The sequence below is a fragment of the Propioniciclava sinopodophylli genome, assembly GCF_004324755.1.
GTDB lineage: Bacteria > Actinomycetota > Actinomycetes > Propionibacteriales > Propionibacteriaceae > Propioniciclava > Propioniciclava sinopodophylli.
Genome location: NZ_SDMQ01000023.1, coordinates 1 through 17554, shown reverse-complemented (window position 1 = coordinate 17554; position 17554 = coordinate 1). Strand labels below are relative to the sequence as shown.

The window sequence follows — 17554 nt, the reverse complement described above, 5'->3', positions numbered from 1 at the left end:
TCGGGGAAAGCCTGCACCGCCGCCTCGCGATCCAAGCTGCCGAAGAGCACCTCAGCCTCAACCAGTACGTCGTGCAACGCCTCTCAGAGGCCTCCTGAGCCACCTCTGGAACATCCGCAATTGCCGCACCGTGGACGGTGGCCTCCCTGCTGCCCGGCCGCGACCTCATCTGCGGAGGAGGCCTGCTACCGACCGAGGCGCTTGATGGCGCGGTCAAGATCATCCAAGGCCTTCTGCGCCTTCCGAGCGCCCCCACCTTGATCCTCCAGCTTGATGCTATGTCCGCGGCGACACCGAACGGTACGCCGCTGGCCCACGTCTTGGAGCGTCACGTTGACCGCAGTGCCGCACTCGGGGCATTCGATGTCGAAGTCCATGATGATGCCTCTCAATGGCCGGCTCTGAACGAGTCGTGTAGGCCGGATATCGGAGACCATATTCCTTGCGTCTGACAGTTCTCAGGTACCAGGGGGAGGTTCCGCGTCCGGGTGTCCGGTCTTACCCTGGGCCCTAAGGCTCGCCCGCACATGCCGCGTAGTGGACGCCGATCCCCCGGGCGCCTAGCGTGGCGGCATGTGGTTGGCCAAGAGGATCGCTGACTTCGTGGAGCAGCAGTATCTCTCGGAGGAAGGTGACGTTCGGGACAACGTCGAGCGGTTGTTCTCGGGGGATCTGGTGTACCACGTGGACGCCGAAATCCTTGGCCGAGACGACTTGGTCGCGATGGGCCATGCGGTTCGCTCAACCGAAAGGGAGAGTCGGAAGTTCTCGTTGTCCGACTGGGAAGAACGCGGCTTGACCGTTCGATGGCATCTCTCGGCTCGTCTCTGGAGCTACGCCCGGTCCACCACCACCTGCGGAACCCGGGTTTCACGCGGTGGAGGAAGAACTGTTCGCTAGAACCGCTCTGGTCGTCCATGCGTCTGAACATGTTCTCTATCGCGGCCTCGTAGGTGCCGATGTGAAGAGCCTTGTCCTTCTGTCGCGCCGCCCATCGCTCGACGGATCCGGGCCCCGCCATCGACTCCATGCGTCGCCTGGTGTCGTCTGTGAACTTCCCAGCGGGATCGAAGTCCCTCTCCGGCCAGTTCTCGTGAGTTGATGAGTGGTACCAGTAAGAAGCGAGCACTGCTGTGTTGTTGTGCGAGGGGTCATCTGGTCTTGCGCAGAAGTCGGGACGATCCTCACCCCGGCAATCGGTGCCGCACTCCGGGCACGGTTCAAGACCCTGATTGAAGCGGTCTAGCCACTGCTCGTTGACGAACCACTCGTGGCCGCATGTTCCGCAACGCATGCGTCGCATACGCTCAAAGTCAACTGGTGGCTCGATCACTAGCTCAGCATTGCAGGAGCCCCTGACAATCTGCTGCCGTTGGTCACTTCCAGCGAGTCCCGCCGCACCCCGAATGGGCACTCGCCAAGCATCCGCATCTGGCGCCGTCAGCGCGGGCCCATCGGTCTGGGCGGGCAGCGTTTAGGGTACGTCCGTGGCGTTCCTACGCATGGCGTTCTTTCCTGGCGGCACCATCGAGCATTGGAGGGTGGTGGCGGCGGCCGTGGGCGACGTGACCATCCCGGGGGGCCGCCGCGCCTTCGCGTCTGGCCCCGCTGCCGACGGATGGCAGGTCATGCAGTGGGACTCCCGCGACGCTCTGGATCGCTTCAATCGGGAGGTCTACCTCCCCGCGGTTGCCCGGCTGGGAGATCGCGGGTTCCCGGAGCCTCCGGTCGTGACTGATGTCGAAACGGTGGACGCCTGGATCGGTGAGACAGTGCTTCCCTGACAGGCAAGCGTCGATCGTCAGAAACCCCATCCGGGCACACGCCTCTGCCGCTGTTCGGCTCTTGAGGCGTTGTGGGGGCTACGCGGTTGGCGGCCTGGCCAGGACCACCAGTGTGCCTTGTGGATGGCCGGGCCAATCACACGTCGGCAGCGAGCATTTGTAGGGTGCGCACCAGCAAGATTGTGGCCTGCGCCGCCGCATATGCGGTGACCCTCGCGTTCCCCTTGTGAGTAACCTCCTGCGCCAGCGCCCAAGTAGAGTTCACAAACTGACGCAATCGTTCGCCGCTGCTCCCCCTCGCGTGCTCTGCCAGGAACAGGGCGAGCCACCCCTTCGCGTCAGCGCCCTTTGGCGCCTCCTGACCATCCGGAACAAGCGCCGCGTCGGCGATTAGGGCGGCCAGGTCGATCAGGATTTCCCGGCAACGACGCCCAACGTCCTGCAAATCATCCTGCGAGCTGGCCGCCCGAAGTTCGTCGGCTAACCCGGCAACCCGTGCATCCAGTTCCGTCCAGGTAAGCGGGCCAGGTGCCCCCGGATCGTGAACCTGCACGCCCGCATCTATCGCCTCAAGCGCATCCCGGACGGGCCCTGCCAACTGGCCGATGTATTCGCGTCGTTGAGCCCACTTGGGGAAGTGCTGAGTCCAGTGGCCGTACCACTCCCACAGATCCCGAAACGGGAACGGATACTCCAATCCGAGGGACCGCAGCGCCCTCATCAGAAGCGTCCGATCCGACTTGTACCGCGCGTTTGCCTCCTCAACGCGAGGCCCGTCAGTCGCCACGCTCACCAACAGGGCGGCGACTCGATCCAGCAACACCAAGGTTCCGGCTGGATCTCCCGCCGGGACCCCGTTCTCGTCATCGGCGTGGAGCACTTGTCCACTCTACCCAGACACACGCCTTGGCCGCCTCCGATGCCACAAGTCGGCCGACGCTCCAGCCACTGCCTCTTCGAATGAGAACGCATCGTCACGTAGCCCAAGCATCCGCAACTGCCGCTGTCGGCCGGTGCTCACTCACCTAGGCCGTGTTGCTAAATGCTGGTTCGGGGCCTTCGGGTGATCCTTGAGGCGTGTCGCGAGATGTCATCACGGACGAGGTCTGGGAGCTGATCCGGGACGTGTTCCCGCCGGTGAGGACACGGGGCCGTCCTCCGGTGGATCGGCGCACGGTGGTCGAGGCGACCGCGTGGCGGTTCCGCACGGGATCGGCGTGGCGAGACCTCCCCGACCGGTTCGGGAGCTGGAACACGATCTACAAGAACTTCCGGCGATGGGCGACCGACGGCGTCTGGGAGGACCTGCTCACCCATGTGCAGAAGCGGGCGTCGCTTCAGGGTGAGATCGACTGGGTCGTGTCGGTGGATTCCTCGATCGCGCGTGTCCATCAGCATGGCGCGACCCTGCCCCGGGTCACAGGGGGATCCATCGAACTACAAGAAGTCCGGGCCAGAGCCTCCTGACCACGCGATCGGCCGGTCACGGGGTGGTTTGACGACGAAGATCCATCTCGTCTGCGACGGGCAGGCCCGGGCGCTGGCGTTCGTCCTCACCGGCGGGCAGGTCGCAGACACGAGCAGTTCACCTGCGTACTCGACGAGATCCACATCCCCGGCCGGGGGCCTGTGCGCACGAGGCCGGATCGGGTGCTCGCGGACAAGGGCTACCCGTCGAAGAAGAACCGGGCCTGGCTGCGCGAGCGCGGCGTCAAGGCCACGATCCCCGAACGCGACGACCAGATCGCGCACCGTCGCAAGCGGCCGGGCCGTCCGATCGACTTCGGCGATGAGCAGCGGGAGCGTTACAAGGGCCGCAACGTCGTCGAGCGGTGCTTCAACTTCGTGAAGCAGTGGCGAGGACTCGCTTCCCGCTACGACAAGACCGCCCGGTCATACGCGGCAGGGCTCTGCCTCTCCGCCGCCTTGCAATGGATTTAGCAACACGGCCTAGTGGTGTCTGCTTCTGGCGGGGGTCCGCCACCCACAACTGGTTCGGGGCCTCGGCGACGAACTGCCGCTCGACCAGGTCCTCCGGGCGGGGTGTCTCGGCACCGTCGGAGCGGGTGGTGTGGAGGGTCTTGGCGCGGGTGATGCCACGCAACCCTTCAGCCCGCATCAACCTTTCCACGGTGCAGCGTGCCACCTGTTGGCCTTGCCGCCGGAGTTCGGCATGGACCTTCCTGGCGCCGTAGACGCCCAGGTTGCGGCTGTGCACGGTTCGGATCTCCTCGGTCAGCTCGACATCGCGGACCGCGCGCGCCGAGGGGGTGTGGTGCTTGTTGGCGTAGTAGGTGCTCGGAGCGATCTGCACGCCTGCTTCCCGCAGGACCCGGCAGATCGGCTCGACTCCGAGTTCACGGCCCTCCACGATGCGGCCGCGGTGAGCGTCGATGTAGTCGACGACCACCGCGACCGGCACCTCACGGGCCGCTACCTGATCTTGCGGTCGAGCTCCGCTGCTGCGAAAAAAGCTGCGCTTGTCTTCAGGATCTCGTTGGCTCGGCGCAGCTCCCGGACCTCGCGCTCCAACTCGTTGATCCGGGTCTGGTCGTCGGTGGTGATCCCCGGACGGAGGCCGTCGTCGACCTCGGCGTGACGGACTCAGTTGCGTAGTGCTTCGGGGTGGATCCCCAGCTGGTCAGCGACGCGCTTGATCGCGCCACGGCTCGTCTCGGGGTCCTTCCTCGCGTCCAACGCCATTCGCGTCGCCCGCTGCTGCAGCTCAACGCTGTACTTCCTCGGTGGTGCCATAACTCTCATCCTTCACTGATTTGAGAGCCTCCACCAGACCCGGGGCGATTCAGAAGAGATGCACCCACCGTACCTCCAGCAGGCCGCAGGGTGAGGTGCTTTAGGCGTCACTCGGTCGAACAGATCCATCCGCGATCCAGCAGAAGCGCCTAAGGCAGATGACACTGCTCGCATGGTTGGAGGGATCCGACAACAACATGGCCTCCGGCGTTTCGCGTTCACCACACGCCGTACGAACTTGACGTCACCACCATGTGCCATGAGGGTCTCGGTGATCCAACTGCCGATCTCGTCATCGCATACGCAGCCAATCAATGCGCACTTGCGCCCGAGGCCCAATAGGCCACATCGGATTCCGCTCTGGCCACATGAGCTCGCCAATTTACCGTCAAGCCTGACGGGATGCGAAGGCACAGCACCGCACAGCCACCTTTTTGGCCGCTCCACGAGGGGTCAGAATGGGGCGGCCTGTTCGGCCTCCGCACTGCCCGAGCGAGGTGCCAGGGCGATTCCGAACAGCAGCATCACCGCGACGAACAAGAGGTGGAACCACGGTGATGCCTCGGTCACCAGCAAGCCGGTGAACGGTGGCACGGCGTGCGCGACGACGGCCGGCCAAATCGAGCCGCCCCTAATGGCGACCGCTGCCAATAGCGGAGCGAGGAACACGATCCCGAGGTTGGCTGCGAGATTGGCGGCCAGCGGCATCACATCGGCTACGGCGTAGGCCACGACGAGGGGTAGGTGCCAAACCATCCACACCAGCGCGATCAGGATGGTCGAGCGCCAGAACCCAAGGTGCGCCAAAGCCTGCGCAAGGTGACCGCGCCAAGCCACCTCCTCACCCAAGGTGCTCAGCATTGTCACCAGGGTGATCGGCAGCACGGAGCCGACGAGGGCGAGGATCCACCCCTCGGCCGGCGCCCAGCGCGCAAGCCCGAGGAGCACTCCGACCACAATCTGAAGCAGCTGCGCGACCATGACGGCGGCGAACGCGAGCCCCGCCCAGATCAGCGTCCGGGACCAACTGCGAACACTCAGCCCCCACAACTCGGGAAGCCGAACCCGGAGCGGCACCAGCCACAGCACGACCACAAGCGACGCAAGCGCCGGTATCCACCTGCCCACGAGCAGGAGCCAGCCAGGCGGTTCCGTGGCGTTCAGGATATAGGGAAGGACCACTACCCAGAGTGCGGCCACTACGAGGAGGGAGAATACGATGAAGCTTCGGACACCCTGCACGGGTACGAAGTTTGTTCGCTGCACAAACGCAGCGTAGCTCGTAGAATTAGGCAAGGGAAGGGGCACGATTGGAAGGGCGTAGAGGTCCCCGTGGCAACATCGACAGGGACCTGATCGTGGGAGCCGCCCGTGCCATCGTCGAACGCAACGGCGCGGCGGCACTGACACTCCGCGCCGTCGCCGCCGAGGCCGGTGTGGCGCCCAACGCCGTCTACACATACGTGAATGACATGCACGACCTATCAACCGCGGTCGCCGACGCCTTCATCGGCACCTGGGACCTCACGCTCCTTGACTCCGCCGCACCGAGGCCGGCCGCCGCGGCCTTCATCCAGCACGCGTGGGACCAATTCACCTTGCACCCCGGCCCAGCCGACCTGTTAGGCCGACACCGGGTCGTCGGTGCGAACTCGCTGGCGCTGCAGGAGGCGTTGCTCGGGTTTCTGACCGAGCGTGCCGGGCTGGGCCTGGAGCGGGCGGCGTCAGGCACCTACTTGCTGACGGCATGGCTGCACGGTCGTGCGCTGCTGCGCACCTCGGACGACGAGGACGTCCCCGCACGGCAGCTCGCCGGCGTGGATGCAGCGTCGATCCCGCTGACCCTGGCCGCAGCGCGACTGCCGACCGGCGACCTAGACGAACTCGAGCTGCTCCTGGATGCGCTGCTCGGCCAGGGCGGCCCGGACTAGGACGACCTGCTTCTGCATCCCAGCCGCCAGCGTTGTCCGGTCTCGTCCCCCAACGGTCAACGACTCGGTGCGCGGCCTCAGCAAGCCTCCCTCGACCCGCAGCGCTGGCCGCGCGTTGCGGTAGCGCTTGGCGTCCACCACGAACACCCCGTTGGGGCACACGACCAGATGATCGATGTTTGCCCTGGTCCGGGGAATGAGGCGGTCGTGCAGCACACGCAGCGAGTCGCCGGCCATGGACGTCAACATGCCACCGAGCATCCGCTCACCCTCAGCACCAACCGACCACGCCCGCGTCGACTGAGGGTCATCGAAGACCGCCAAAAGGAACCGTCCCATACGCGGGTGCTTGGCCAACACCCGTTCCTGCCTGGCATCGTGGCGCCGCTTGTACTCGGCAGCCGCAGATGCGCCACCTTGCCCATCGACCACCCCCAACACAGGCACCTTGTCCACCTCCGGCCCTGGACGAACTGCATCGGTTGCGACTGTCTCGGTCATCTGGTCGACAACCGCATGCGGAACAACCATCTGTGTCTGGTCGGGCGGGACCGAGGCAGGGCACGTCACGCAGGCCACCGTCTTGCTTACCCGGTCGTAGTCCGCGGTCGTGCCCGCACTGAGTGCCGATCCGCAGCTCGAGCAGGTGCCGGCGTAGCGCAGCCGCATCCGCTTCACGTCCATCGGTGCCGCATCCTCAACCATGAGGAACAAAGTAGCGGTCCATCAGAGGCGAATATCGACGACGTCCCCATCAACCCCCAAATCACACCGGGGCAGCCGTCACGAACGCACGGATCTGCCGCCGTCCGCGCAGCTCGCTGGTCGCGCGTAGCGGACCTCCGTGGCGTCAATCGGCGGGATCGATCTTGGGCGGCGCCCCTGTTACATGTAACCTGATGGCATGGCTGTGAGGGAGCGCGTGGGCGAATACCGGCATCGCATGCGGGCACGGGGTTACCGCCCAGTGCAGGTCTGGGTCCCTGACGTGCGCAGCGAGCAGTTCGCTCGCGAGGCGCGGCGCCAAGCAGCCCTGATCGCGCAGATCGACCGCCACAGCGATGACCAGGACTTCATCGAGGCCGTATCCCTCGATTGGGACGAGGAGTGAAACGCGGGGAACTGTGGACGGTGGCTGGGGGGGTCTATGCGGCCAAGCCGAGGCCTGCTGTGATCGTGCAGGACGATGTCTTCGAACTGACGGAGTCGGTCACGGTCGCTCCGCTCACGACCACCCTGACCGATGCGCCGCTGCTGCGACTTCGGGTGCCTGCTGGGGGCCTGGCCGGCCTGACCCACGACAGTGACGTGATGGTGGACAAGTTGACCACCGTGAGGCGCAGCAATGTTCAGGTCAGGATCGGGCGCCTGTCGAGCCAGCAGATGGTCGAGTTGGAGCGACTCATGATGACCTTCCTCGGCATGGCCCGGTAGGCCACATCCGCCTTCCGAACATCCTGTATTGCCGCCCTCGGAGCGGCACCTGTGTTGGTGACGTGTAGTACATCGTCCGACATCGAGCTAGTATTGGGATGTGGGTGAGGTACTCAACTGGGACGAGGGGGCCGCGGGCTACATCCGGGGGCGCGGTGACCGCTACCCCGGCGGCCTGGACATCGAGCCGGAATGGGCCCAGCAGGTCATGCACGACGTCGACCTGGTGGCGTTCGAGCCGGATCCGAAGTCGCGTATGGGCGCCTCACGCTTCATCGGGTTCTCGGCTGACTCCGGCCGCGTGCTGGTCGTCATCGCCTTCCGGGACGCCGATGGCGACCTGCACGGCATCAACGCATGGCCGGCGACCGGCGCCGACCTGAGGTTCTATCGAGAGGGGACCACCGATGGCGAAGACGATTGATCCGGCTCTGGCTGCTCGCCTCCGAGAAGAGTCCGAGCAGACGCGCGAGGCCGCCTATCCGGCCGGGGCCCGGCCCACCCGACCGAACCGCAGCAAGGTGTACTCGATTCGCCTCAGCGAGGAGGAGCAAGCCCGGGTCGAGCAGGTGGCCGACGCCAAGCACCTGCCCGCGTCCACCTTGGTACGGTCCTGGATTCTCGACCGGCTCAACCAGGAGAAGACCGCCTGACCAACATCCGGACATGCCGCCCACAGTGCGAAGGTGCAGGGTCGGCTTCGGTACACGAGGGCGCGGCCCGCGGATGCTGTTGGCCGCGCGAGAGCTGAAACGGGTGCCGTGGAGCAGGATCACCAGCGGTCGGGCATGAAATCACCCTACGTGCGGACCTCGCGCACCATCATCGCCGCGGAGACTCGGTTGTCGACGCCGAGCTTGGTGAAGATGTGGGACAGGTGCGCCTTGACCGACGCCATGGACACGTTCAGTCGCGAGCCGATCTGGGCGTTGGTCAAGCCCTCGGCCATGAGGACGGCGATCTCGCGCTCGCGTTGGGTGAGTTGCTCCAGCGCCGCGTTCGCCGTGGCATCGGCGGCCGGACGCTCGGTGGCGACCTGGATGAGCGTGTCGGTGACCTCCGGTGACAGCGTCCGCTCCCCGGCGTGGACTCGACGGATCGCGTCGACCACCCGGGCCGGATCGGCGTCCTTCAACAAGAACCCGTCGGCGCCTTGCCGCAGCGCCCGCACCACGTAGTCGTCGGTGTTGAACGTGGTCAGCACGATGACGCGAGGCCGATCGTCGCGCCCGGCAAGGGCGTCCAGGGTCGCGAGACCATCCATGCCCGGCATGCGGATGTCGAGCAATAGCAGGTCGGCACCCTGCGCCGCCAGGCGCTCCAGCGCCTCGATCCCGTTGGCGGCCTGCCAGGCCACCTCGATGTCAGCCTCACCGCCCAGGATGAAAGCCAGGCCGGTCCGCACCATGGCGTCGTCATCAACGATTCCGAGCCGGATCATGCGCCCTCCTTCGCCGGCGCGCCCCACGGGAGGGCGGCGTCCACCACGAATTGTCCATCCCGGACGCCGTGGGTGAGCGTTCCGCCCACCAGCCCGACGCGTTCGGCGATGCCCACCAGACCGAGCCGTGACCCGCTCGCGTCGGGGATCGCCAGGTCAGCGAGCGGGTTCGATACCCGCAGGTGCAAGACTTCGTCGCGTGCGGTGAGGCTGAGGTGCACCGGCGCTCCGGGGGCGTGCTTGCGGGCGTTGGTGAGGCACTCCTGGACGATCCGGAATGACTGCCGAGACGCGTGGGTGGCCACCGCCTCAAGGTCGCCGATGTGGGTCACGGTGACGAGCTGGCCGATGTCTTCGGCGTCGGCCAGCAGGACGTCCAGCTCGGCGAGCGTCGGCTGGGGAGGCTCGGGCGGTGCCTCAGATCCTCGCAGCGTGGCAAGCATCGTGCGAAGCTCGTCGAGGGACGCCTGCGCATTGAGCTGAATCATCCTGGCCGCTGCCTGGGCTTCATCCGCGGTGAGATTCGTTCGATATACCAGGCCGCCGGCATGCAGGGCGACCAGCGACAGGCGGTGCGCCACGACGTCGTGCATCTCGCGAGCGATGCGCTCGCGTTCGGCCATACGCGCCTCGTTGATGCGGGACGCCTCGGCCTCGCGTCGTGCCTGCTCCGCCGATTCGCGGTCGTGCTGGGCCTGAGCGCGGCTGGACGCCAACAATCCGACGAGGGTCGCGATCACCACGCCAGCGATGGCCAACGCCAGTTCGAAGCTGATCGCCGTCGCAGCAGCACCCGAGGCCGACGCGAATAGCTCGAGCACCTTGGCGGCGATGAGGACGGCACCCGTCGTCAGGGCGCTGGTGAGGCTCCGGCGTCGGGCCACCGACTCCTGCGCCACGATCGCCGCCCCGAGCACCCCAGGGCTCGGCACCCACAAGGCGGCGATGACGAGTGCGATCGCGATCGGAGCTCGCTCGCGCCAAGGCAGCGCGACAAGGGCTGCGATGGCCGGGAGGACCAGCAGGAGGACGAGCGACCATGGGAGTGGGCGTCCAGCGGCGAGGCGGGCGGCGATCGGCGTCAGGTAGTAGAGGAACGCGAGCACCGCCACGGTCCACACCACGACTCGGGGCGGGGCAGGGGCGAGGGGTGGCGCGGTCACGGCCCCAACGTAACGCTGTTGCCCTCGAGGGGGCGTCGGCCGATCGGCCCGCGGAGGGGGTCCGATCGGACCCTCTCCCAGCGCCGAACCGACCCGTCATGGTGGCTGATCACCCGATGCGGCACCCGGATGGCTGGGCTGAACTGAACCCATGATCAACCTGACCCACCTCACCAAGCGTTTCGGCGCCACCGTGGCGCTCGATGACGTCACGTTCTCTGTCGCTCCCGGCACGATCGTCGGGTTCCTCGGCCCCAACGGGGCCGGCAAGTCGACCTGTCTGCGTTCCCTGGTTGGTCTCGTCCGCCCCGACTCCGGGGAGGCCACCGTGAACGGGATGGCCTACGCCACCCTCGCCGACCCCGCCCATGTCGTGGGTGCCCTGCTCTCGGCCGACTCCTTCCACCCCGGCCGCACCGGACGCGAAACCCTGCGGTTGGCCTCCATCACGCTGGGCCTGCCCGCGAGCCGCGTCGACGACGCGCTGGACGAGGTTGGCCTGACCGCTGCTGAGGGACGCCGTCGCGTCGGCACCTACTCCCTGGGCATGCGGCAGCGTCTCGGCCTGGCCCACGCCCTGCTCGGCGACCCTGCCGCGCTCGTGCTCGACGAGCCGGCCAACGGCCTCGACCCGCAGGGTCAGCGCTGGCTCGCGGGTCTGCTCCGTTCACGCGCCGAGCGTGGGTGCGCGGTGCTGCTCAGCAGCCACGATCTGCACGAGGTCAGCCGCCTGGCCGACCGCGTTGTGATGGTGGCCCGCGGTCGGGTCCTCGCCGACGAGCCCATCACTGCCGCGTCCAGCGCCGAGCTCGAAGAGCAGTACTTCACCCTCACCTCTGGCGCTGACCGCGCCGCCTGACCACCACCCTCGAAAGGACCCCGAGATGACCGTCCACACCGCTTCCGTCCCTGCTCCTGCCGCCGCTCCGGTGCGCGCTGCGCGCGTCGCCTCGAACGAGACCTCCGGTCGGGCACTGGCCCGCGCCGTGGCCGTCGAGACCCGCAAGCTGGTCAACACCCGCACCGGACCCGTGCTGATCGCTGCGGCAGCTCTCCTGTCGGGCGCCTTTGCCGGGGGACGTGCCCTGTTCCCCACCACAGGAACCGACTTCGGCCACCTGGCGTCGATGGCTGTGGTGCCGGCGTCCATGATCTCGATGGTGCTCGCGGTGCTGCTCGTGGCCGGTGAGTTCTCGGCCCGCACCGCCTCCGTGACGTTGACCCTCGATCCCCGCCGTGGCCGTCTGGTGTTGGCGAAGATTCTGACCGTCCTGGGGCTGTCGGTCGTCGCGACGACCTTGGCTGTCGTGGCGGCGGCGCTCGTGATGGTGGTGGCGCCGCTGATCACCGGTGTGACCTTGGCGTGGACGTTTGACGTCGCCTCGCTCGCCGTGGTGGCCGGCAATGGTGCCTTCCTGGTCCTGGCGGGCTTCGCGTGGGCCCTGGCGCTGCGCAACGCGGCCGCCCCGATCGCCTTCCTGCTGGTGTGGCCCACGGTGGCCATGCTGGTCGGCAGCATCTCCGACACCGCAGCGCGCGCCATGGCTTTCGTGGCCGTCGATCCGCTCTACGAACTTCTTCCGGACGCGGCGGTCGTCGGTCCGCTGGCCGTGGTCGTCGCCGCGATGGTGTGGATCGTCGCCCCAGGTACCGTCGGGACGCTGCGTCTGCTGCGCGACGACCTGTGACGAACCTTGACCAGAAGGAGACGACCATGAAGAAGCGCAAGCCCCTCGGCCTGGTGTTCGTCGCCATCATCGTCAGCGTGGCGGCCGTCGCGGCGATGGTGTCGTGGTGGCAGTCCCGCCCGCAGGGCTCACCTGTGGCTGGTGAGTTCACCGAGGCGGTTCTCTCGGAACGGATGACCTCCGCCCGGGTGCTGGCACTGGGGGAGGCCACGCATGGCACCCATGAGTTTCAGGCGCTGCGCCTGCAATTGCTGCAGAAGGTCGCGGACCAGGGCTTCACGACCGTCGCCTGGGAGGAAGACTTCGGCAGCGTCGCCTTGGTTGACGCCTGGCTGCAGGGTGGACCGGGCACCGCCGTGGAGGCCGCCCGTCTGTTCGGCTACGGCCTGAACCGGACCCGGGACACGGTCGACTTGCTGACCTGGGTGCGCGCGCAGAATGACCAACACCCGGCGGGCGAGGACATCCGCTTCGTGGGCATCGACGCCGCGCGTCCCACCGCCACCAAGGGGCTTGCGCTCGCCTGGCTGGCCGCGCGGAACCCCACGGCTGCGGCCGACCTGACCGCGCGGCTGGCGCGCTTCACCGATGAAGCCCTGTGGGACAGGGCGGTGGCCGCCGACGTCGAGTCGGCCGTGGCGGACCTGCAGGCCGCGCTCACGGCGTCCGATGACGGGAGCGAGGCGGCGGCCGAGGCGCGGCAGGCGGGGCGCGTGCTGGAGCAAGCCCGGCAGCGAGGCCTCGGTGTCGGCAACCGGGACGCGATGATGTTCGACAACCTGGCCTGGGTCGTGGAGCGCGGGACGGCGTCCGGGCGCGAGCGCACGCTGCTGTTCGGCCACAACGGGCACCTCGACCGCGCGGGGCAGGCGACCGCGGTCGGGGGCGACACCGTGGGGCGGCTGGCCGCGCGGCAGTGGGGTGATGACTACCGGGTGATCGGCACCGACGGGCATCGCGTGGGGCTGAACTCGCAGGGAACGGTGTCGACGCTGACGGTGAACGGGCGCATCCGTGGGCTGTTCGGAGGCACGACGGTGGGCTACCTGGAGCTGGCCTCGGTCACCGGGGCCGACGCCGAGTTGTTGCGCGGCGCCACGACGATGGTCAGCGCCGGCGAGCCGTTCGCCTCGTGGCAGGCGTGGGTGCCGCCGTTGCACACGGTGAGCGTCACCCCCGCGGAGGCCTGGGACGCGCTCATCTACGTCTGGGACGCGTCCCCGACCGAGCGACTGGGCTGAGCTGCGGCCCGGGGAGGCGCGCCCGCGCTAAGCCCACCACCTGACGCCCGTCGGCGCCTTGCTGTTAGCGTGCCGCGCACTGTTCACCCTCCGCCCCCTGGGAGTCCGCCATGACTGAGATGCCCACGCCCGAAACCCTCGAGTTTGCTTGGCTCGCCTCCACCGGCAGCGCCCCCGTGCTCGGGCCGGCCGATGGGGTGGTCCAACCGGAACTCGTTCCGGGGGACGCGCCGCTGGGATTGCGCAAGTTCCGGGATCGGCTCACCCAGCCGCCACGGATCCAGGCCTGGCGGCGTCCGGCTGACAAACCGCTGCGCATCGCGGCTCGGACGGCTCAGGTCCGAGCCCACGCTGACCTGCCGACCGTGACGGGCTGGACCTACGAGGGCTCCCAGCCCGGGCCGACGATCGAGGTGAGGCGGGGGCGTCCGGTGTTGATCGACTGGGTCAACGACGTGGCCGACGATGCCCAGCACGCTGCCCGGCTGCCGTTCGATGTCGTGCGCGTCCCATTGTTGGCTTCGGGTGCGCCTGACTTCGCCGCTGCGGCCGCCCCCGGCGGACGATCGATTCGGCGGGGTGAAGGGCCGGACTCCTACCCGCCGTTGGACGGCACTGAGGTCTTGACCGCCGCGACGGTTGTCCACGTGCATGGTGCGCTCACTGACGGGCACAACGACGGGTGGGCGCACAACGTCGCGACCCTCGGCCACACCACGCGCTGCACGTACCCGAACGACCAGCCGGCGGCGACGCTGTGGTACCACGACCATGCGATGGCGGTGACCCGCTTCAACGTGCACGCGGGGCTGGCCGGGTTCTACTGGATTGGCGACGAGGTCGAAGATGCTCTCCTCCTGCCGTCGGGACGCCACGAGCTCGCGCTGGTGCTGGCCGATCGCAACCTCGAGACCCTGCCCGCCTCTGCGCAGGGCCCGGGCGCCGCCCCCGCCTTCACCGGACGCTTCCTCTACAAGCACGCCGCCTTCTCGTTCGGGCCGGGGACGCCCCTGGGTGAGATCCCAGTCACGGGACCGTTCAACGCCGTCAACGGGACCATCTGGCCCACCCACGACGTCTCGGCTCGCTGGCACCGACTGCGCATCGTCAACGGGGCCGGCGCGCGCATCTATCGGCTGGCGCTGCACGACACGACCGACGAAAACCTGCCACCGGGGGCAGCGATTCCGGCGGGTGACCCGGCGTTCGCCGCGAACCGGTTGACCGACGCCCTCGTGGTCATCGGGACCGACGGCGGCCTGTTGCCAGCACCGAGCGTGCCCGACGACGGGACGATTGAGCTGGGGCCCGGTGAGCGACTCGACGTGCTGGTCGACTTCGGCCGCCTGCGCGGGCGAACGCTAGAGCTGCGCAACGAGAACGGTTCGGCGCTCAACGCCATCCCCGGCCAGGCGGACGCCACCATCATGCGGTTCGTCGTTTCACGGCACCGCGCGGTGGACCGATTCCGATTGCCCGCGGTGCTCAACCCCGAGTACCGCTGCTACGAGCAGGCTCGCGACGAGCAGGCTCACGATGAGCAGGTGTGGGTGGGGGTCGTGCCACCGGGCGTCCGGGGCGGGCTGCACCCTGAGATGTGGGAGCTGGGGCCGGTGGGGGAGGGGGCTGAGGTGCCTGCCGCGGACGTCATTCAGATCGAGCAGTCTGATGGGTCGGTGCTCTCGTTGCACCCCGTGGCCAAACTGTTCGACGACACGACGTCGATCTTCCTCGCCGAGGGGCAGTGGGCGCTGTGGAATCTGCTTCACCTGGGTGGGCCCGATCACCCGATGCACATCCACATGACGGAGTTCCAGATCCTGAGCCGCCGGGCGTGGACGGTGCCGCGTCCGGGTGGAACGGTGGCTGAGTTTGAACTGGGGACTGGGCGCACGACCCGGCCCCTGCCCGAGCCGGGCCCGGGGCGTCCGATCGACGCGGTGACCGCGGGCATGAAGGATACGTGGGTGCTGAAGGCGGGGGAGTGGGTGCAGGTGCTGGGCCACTTCGCTGGGGCGACGGGCAGCTTCATGTACCACTGCCACATCCTCGACCACGAGGACCACACGATGATGCGCCCGTTCGTCGTGCTGCCGCGTGAGATCCTGGCGTTCCACCGGGGTCATGGTGGGGGGCATCACTGAGGGCTGGTGACAAGAAGCGCGGGCTCTGGGCGCGAAAAGCGCGGGCTCTCGGCGGAGTGGATACGGTGTGGCCGTGGCTCGAACCAGGGTGAGGAGCAGCCGTCCGACGCGGGCGTCGTTGGAGCGCCTCGAGCTCACCCGCCTGAACGCTGTTGGATTGCTGGTGGCGTTCGTATTGTTCTGCCTGTCACCGGGCGAGTAAGGCTCCGGCAATGCGGGTGGCGTCTTTGGCTCCCGGGGCCAGATGCGAGAGGACGCACAGAGAGTCCTGGGCCTGATGCCAGAGAGCGCGCTCCAAGGAGACCGGGGACGTCCAGCCGAGGGAGCCGTACACTCCGGCGGCCTCGTGCCGTGCGGCGTAGAACTCCTGGCCGGCGGCGGTGAACAGCAGAGCCAGCAGGCCGGCGTCCCGATCGGATTCGTGACGGCCCAGCGGCAGTCGACCTCTGATGTGCGCGAACAGCTTGCGCGGGTCGTCGACCATGCGTTTCGCGGACGCCGTGGGCAGCAGCTTGCCGTGCTGCTTGCGGAGCAGGCCGAGGCTGACCGCGGATTCCCGTAGTGACAGGACGGGGGTCGTGTTGACCTCGGTGCTAGCTGGGAAGGGCCACGTGGAGTCGATGAGTTCGAGATCGTCGGCGAGCTGCTTGACCAGGGCCGGCGGCAGGTATCCCGCCTGGGTGAGCTTGAGCCCGTCGCCAATCAGGGTGAGGAGGTGGCGGTAACGGTGGGTGGCGGCGTCCAGTTCGGCGTCGGTCAGCTCGACGCGTACGCGGGTAGCCCTGCTGACGAGCGCGGCGATCGGACTCAGTTGGGCGCCGCCCTGAGCGAGCAGTTGGACGATCCCGGGGTGCCACGCGTCGGGGTTGAAGAGTCCTTGCTCAAGTTGTTCGTTGACCTCGGCGATGTCGAAGTGCTCCGGGTCGTAGCGGGGTGGCAGCCAGGCCAACAGCTCACGCGTCCACTCGGGGTTGTCGGAGGGCTCACCACGCAGGCCGGCGAGGGCGTCCTCATAGCCAGGGACGCCACCGACGTCTTCGGGCGGGCAGGCGCGGCGTCCGGTGACGCAGGAGGCGTCGGGCTGGCCGTCGACCCATGGCTCAACTCTCTCGAGCTTGATCGTGTGGTGCCAACTGTCGCCGAAGTCGTACTCGTAGAAGAGGCGGTGCCCGGGTTCGCCGAGAACCTGGTCGAGGCGCACGTCGTTCTCCGGAATGCCGTCAGTTTCGCCCTCGCTGAGGTCGTAGTCATTGAGGAACGGCATCATCATGAAGTCCTTGGTGGAGGGCCCCATCTTGAACTGGTGCAGGTGGGAGTTTGTCCAACCCATGGCGACCTGAATGATGCCGTGCAGGTGACCGAGTGTGACGTCGCTGCGCAGGCGGAGGCGGCGCCAGATCGGCGGCTTGGCGTCATCGAGGTCGAGGCGGACGACGTAGGTGGCCCGCTTGCTGCGCTTGCGCAGCAGCTTGGGCTTCGGCCGAGGTGACATGAGGTCGAATGGACCCCGACCGCCGAAAGGCTCGAGGCCCCCGAACGCCCCCAGAGCTTGGAGGACTGCCTCGGGGCTGCCGAGTTCGTCGATCAATTGCTGGGTGATGGCCTGGATGTCGGCCTGGCTGAACGGAGGTGCGTCGTCCGGTTCGGCCCCCGCGCCAGGGAACGGGATGACGTTGTCGGCCACGGTCAGACCTCCAGGAACTCGTCACAAGTGATGGGTCGGGGGATGCGCGCGGGGACACGGCGTCCGTGATGCGAGCCTACGATTTTGGAGGATCTGGTGGCTATGGGCGCGCCTGGGGAGGACCGAAGGAAGCACCCTAGAGTTCCTGCACGATGCCCCCCGGGGCTAGGGCGTGTCTCGTTACCCTGCAGGGGCTTCTCGGGCAGGGTGAGGTCCCGTGAGTCGGATGCCGGTGTTGACCGATGAGGACTGGGCTCGGTTGGCGCCGTTGATGCCCCGAGCCGGTGCCA

At 67.6% G+C, this 17554-nt stretch carries 22 protein-coding genes and 1 pseudogene; 14 read left to right on the top strand and 9 right to left on the bottom strand.

Annotated features, from left to right (window positions below):
• Nucleotides 1-11 precede the first annotated feature (11 nt).
• On the top strand, nucleotides 12-98 hold the full coding sequence (locus ET989_RS16055; protein ID WP_421958231.1) for a toxin-antitoxin system HicB family antitoxin: 87 nt from the start codon (nucleotides 12-14) through the stop codon (nucleotides 96-98).
• An 87-nt stretch (nucleotides 99-185) separates the two neighbouring features.
• Here the strand turns inward: ET989_RS16055 and ET989_RS16050 are convergent, their stop codons facing one another.
• A complete protein-coding gene (locus ET989_RS16050; protein ID WP_165490204.1) occupies nucleotides 186-377 on the bottom strand; it encodes an MJ0042-type zinc finger domain-containing protein in 192 nt (63 codons plus the stop codon).
• A 196-nt stretch (nucleotides 378-573) separates the two neighbouring features.
• Here ET989_RS16050 and ET989_RS14435 point away from each other — a divergent pair, with 196 nt between their 5' ends.
• Nucleotides 574-900 (top strand): hypothetical protein, encoded by a 327-nt coding sequence (locus tag ET989_RS14435; RefSeq protein WP_131170212.1) that lies wholly within the window; start codon nucleotides 574-576, stop codon nucleotides 898-900.
• A 587-nt stretch (nucleotides 901-1487) separates the two neighbouring features.
• Complete coding sequence (locus tag ET989_RS14430) at nucleotides 1488-1784, top strand: hypothetical protein (protein ID WP_131170210.1); 297 nt, start codon at nucleotides 1488-1490, stop codon at nucleotides 1782-1784.
• Nucleotides 1785-1920: 136 nt separating this feature from the next.
• On the opposite strand, the gene ET989_RS14425 is transcribed toward ET989_RS14430, so the two are convergent.
• Entirely contained in the window at nucleotides 1921-2664 is a 744-nt protein-coding gene (locus ET989_RS14425; RefSeq protein WP_131170207.1) for a hypothetical protein, read from the bottom strand.
• A gap of 197 nt (nucleotides 2665-2861) precedes the next feature.
• Here ET989_RS14425 and ET989_RS16045 point away from each other — a divergent pair.
• Nucleotides 2862-3725, top strand: a pseudogene (locus ET989_RS16045) (IS5 family transposase).
• On the opposite strand, the gene ET989_RS16040 reads toward ET989_RS16045, so the two are convergent.
• Entirely contained in the window at nucleotides 3622-4002 is a 381-nt protein-coding gene (locus ET989_RS16040) for an IS3 family transposase (RefSeq protein ID WP_421958230.1), read from the bottom strand. The pseudogene ET989_RS16045 and the gene ET989_RS16040 overlap by 104 nt on opposite strands.
• On the opposite strand from ET989_RS16040, the gene ET989_RS15715 reads away from it, so the two are divergent.
• Nucleotides 3934-4383, top strand: a complete 450-nt coding sequence (locus tag ET989_RS15715; RefSeq protein ID WP_241656374.1) for a hypothetical protein — start codon at nucleotides 3934-3936, stop codon at nucleotides 4381-4383. The genes ET989_RS16040 and ET989_RS15715 overlap by 69 nt on opposite strands.
• Before the next feature lie 5 nt (nucleotides 4384-4388).
• On the opposite strand, the gene ET989_RS15085 is transcribed toward ET989_RS15715, so the two are convergent.
• Nucleotides 4389-4538 (bottom strand): hypothetical protein, encoded by a 150-nt coding sequence (locus ET989_RS15085; protein ID WP_165490202.1) that lies wholly within the window; start codon nucleotides 4536-4538, stop codon nucleotides 4389-4391.
• Between the two features lie 453 nt (nucleotides 4539-4991).
• The gene (locus ET989_RS14410; RefSeq protein ID WP_165490201.1) at nucleotides 4992-5738 is read right to left on the bottom strand and encodes a CPBP family glutamic-type intramembrane protease; all 747 of its coding nucleotides are present in this window, start codon (nucleotides 5736-5738) and stop codon (nucleotides 4992-4994) included.
• Between the two features lie 158 nt (nucleotides 5739-5896).
• Between ET989_RS14410 and ET989_RS14405 the strand changes: the two genes are divergently transcribed.
• On the top strand, nucleotides 5897-6469 hold the full coding sequence (locus ET989_RS14405) for a TetR/AcrR family transcriptional regulator (protein WP_206662394.1): 573 nt from the start codon (nucleotides 5897-5899) through the stop codon (nucleotides 6467-6469).
• Here ET989_RS14405 and ET989_RS14400 read toward each other — a convergent pair.
• Nucleotides 6413-7174 carry a nuclease-related domain-containing protein gene (locus ET989_RS14400; protein WP_206662393.1) on the bottom strand — a complete coding sequence of 254 codons (762 nt, stop codon included), beginning with the start codon at nucleotides 7172-7174 and terminating at the stop codon, nucleotides 6413-6415. The two genes, ET989_RS14405 and ET989_RS14400, sit on opposite strands and share 57 nt — an antisense overlap.
• Nucleotides 7175-7391: 217 nt before the next feature.
• Here ET989_RS14400 and ET989_RS14395 point away from each other — a divergent pair, with 217 nt between their 5' ends.
• From ET989_RS14395 to ET989_RS14380, 4 genes are all read left to right on the top strand, one after another.
• Entirely contained in the window at nucleotides 7392-7580 is a 189-nt protein-coding gene (locus tag ET989_RS14395) for an antitoxin MazE family protein (protein ID WP_241656373.1), read from the top strand.
• A complete protein-coding gene (locus ET989_RS14390) occupies nucleotides 7577-7903 on the top strand; it encodes a type II toxin-antitoxin system PemK/MazF family toxin (RefSeq protein WP_131170200.1) in 327 nt (108 codons plus the stop codon). Before ET989_RS14395 ends, ET989_RS14390 begins: the two co-directional genes overlap by 4 nt.
• A gap of 100 nt (nucleotides 7904-8003) precedes the next feature.
• Nucleotides 8004-8327: a hypothetical protein gene (locus ET989_RS14385; protein ID WP_131170198.1), complete on the top strand. Its 324-nt coding sequence runs from the start codon at nucleotides 8004-8006 to the stop codon at nucleotides 8325-8327.
• A complete protein-coding gene (locus tag ET989_RS14380) occupies nucleotides 8311-8556 on the top strand; it encodes a DUF6290 family protein (RefSeq protein WP_131170195.1) in 246 nt (81 codons plus the stop codon). The genes ET989_RS14385 and ET989_RS14380 overlap by 17 nt, the downstream gene beginning before the upstream one ends.
• Before the next feature lie 146 nt (nucleotides 8557-8702).
• Here the strand turns inward: ET989_RS14380 and ET989_RS14375 are convergent, their stop codons facing one another.
• Together ET989_RS14375 and ET989_RS14370 are read right to left on the bottom strand one after the other, a co-directional pair.
• A complete protein-coding gene (locus tag ET989_RS14375; RefSeq protein WP_131170193.1) occupies nucleotides 8703-9344 on the bottom strand; it encodes a response regulator in 642 nt (213 codons plus the stop codon).
• Nucleotides 9341-10507, bottom strand: coding sequence for a sensor histidine kinase (locus ET989_RS14370; protein ID WP_131170191.1), 1167 nt, complete (start codon nucleotides 10505-10507; stop codon nucleotides 9341-9343). The genes ET989_RS14375 and ET989_RS14370 overlap by 4 nt, the downstream gene beginning before the upstream one ends.
• Nucleotides 10508-10658: 151 nt before the next feature.
• Here ET989_RS14370 and ET989_RS14365 point away from each other — a divergent pair, with 151 nt between their 5' ends.
• The 4 genes from ET989_RS14365 (at nucleotide 10659) to ET989_RS14350 (ending at nucleotide 15580) form a co-directional block, all read left to right on the top strand.
• Entirely contained in the window at nucleotides 10659-11366 is a 708-nt protein-coding gene (locus ET989_RS14365; RefSeq protein WP_131170189.1) for an ABC transporter ATP-binding protein, read from the top strand.
• Between the two features lie 25 nt (nucleotides 11367-11391).
• On the top strand, nucleotides 11392-12195 hold the full coding sequence (locus tag ET989_RS14360; RefSeq protein WP_131170187.1) for a hypothetical protein: 804 nt from the start codon (nucleotides 11392-11394) through the stop codon (nucleotides 12193-12195).
• A 26-nt stretch (nucleotides 12196-12221) separates the two neighbouring features.
• Nucleotides 12222-13436 carry an erythromycin esterase family protein gene (locus ET989_RS14355; RefSeq protein ID WP_131170184.1) on the top strand — a complete coding sequence of 405 codons (1215 nt, stop codon included), beginning with the start codon at nucleotides 12222-12224 and terminating at the stop codon, nucleotides 13434-13436.
• Between the two features lie 110 nt (nucleotides 13437-13546).
• A complete protein-coding gene (locus ET989_RS14350; RefSeq protein WP_131170182.1) occupies nucleotides 13547-15580 on the top strand; it encodes a multicopper oxidase family protein in 2034 nt (677 codons plus the stop codon).
• A gap of 187 nt (nucleotides 15581-15767) precedes the next feature.
• Here ET989_RS14350 and ET989_RS14345 read toward each other — a convergent pair whose 3' ends face one another.
• Entirely contained in the window at nucleotides 15768-17264 is a 1497-nt protein-coding gene (locus ET989_RS14345) for a plasmid pRiA4b ORF-3 family protein (protein WP_131170179.1), read from the bottom strand.
• Nucleotides 17265-17554 lie beyond the last annotated feature (290 nt).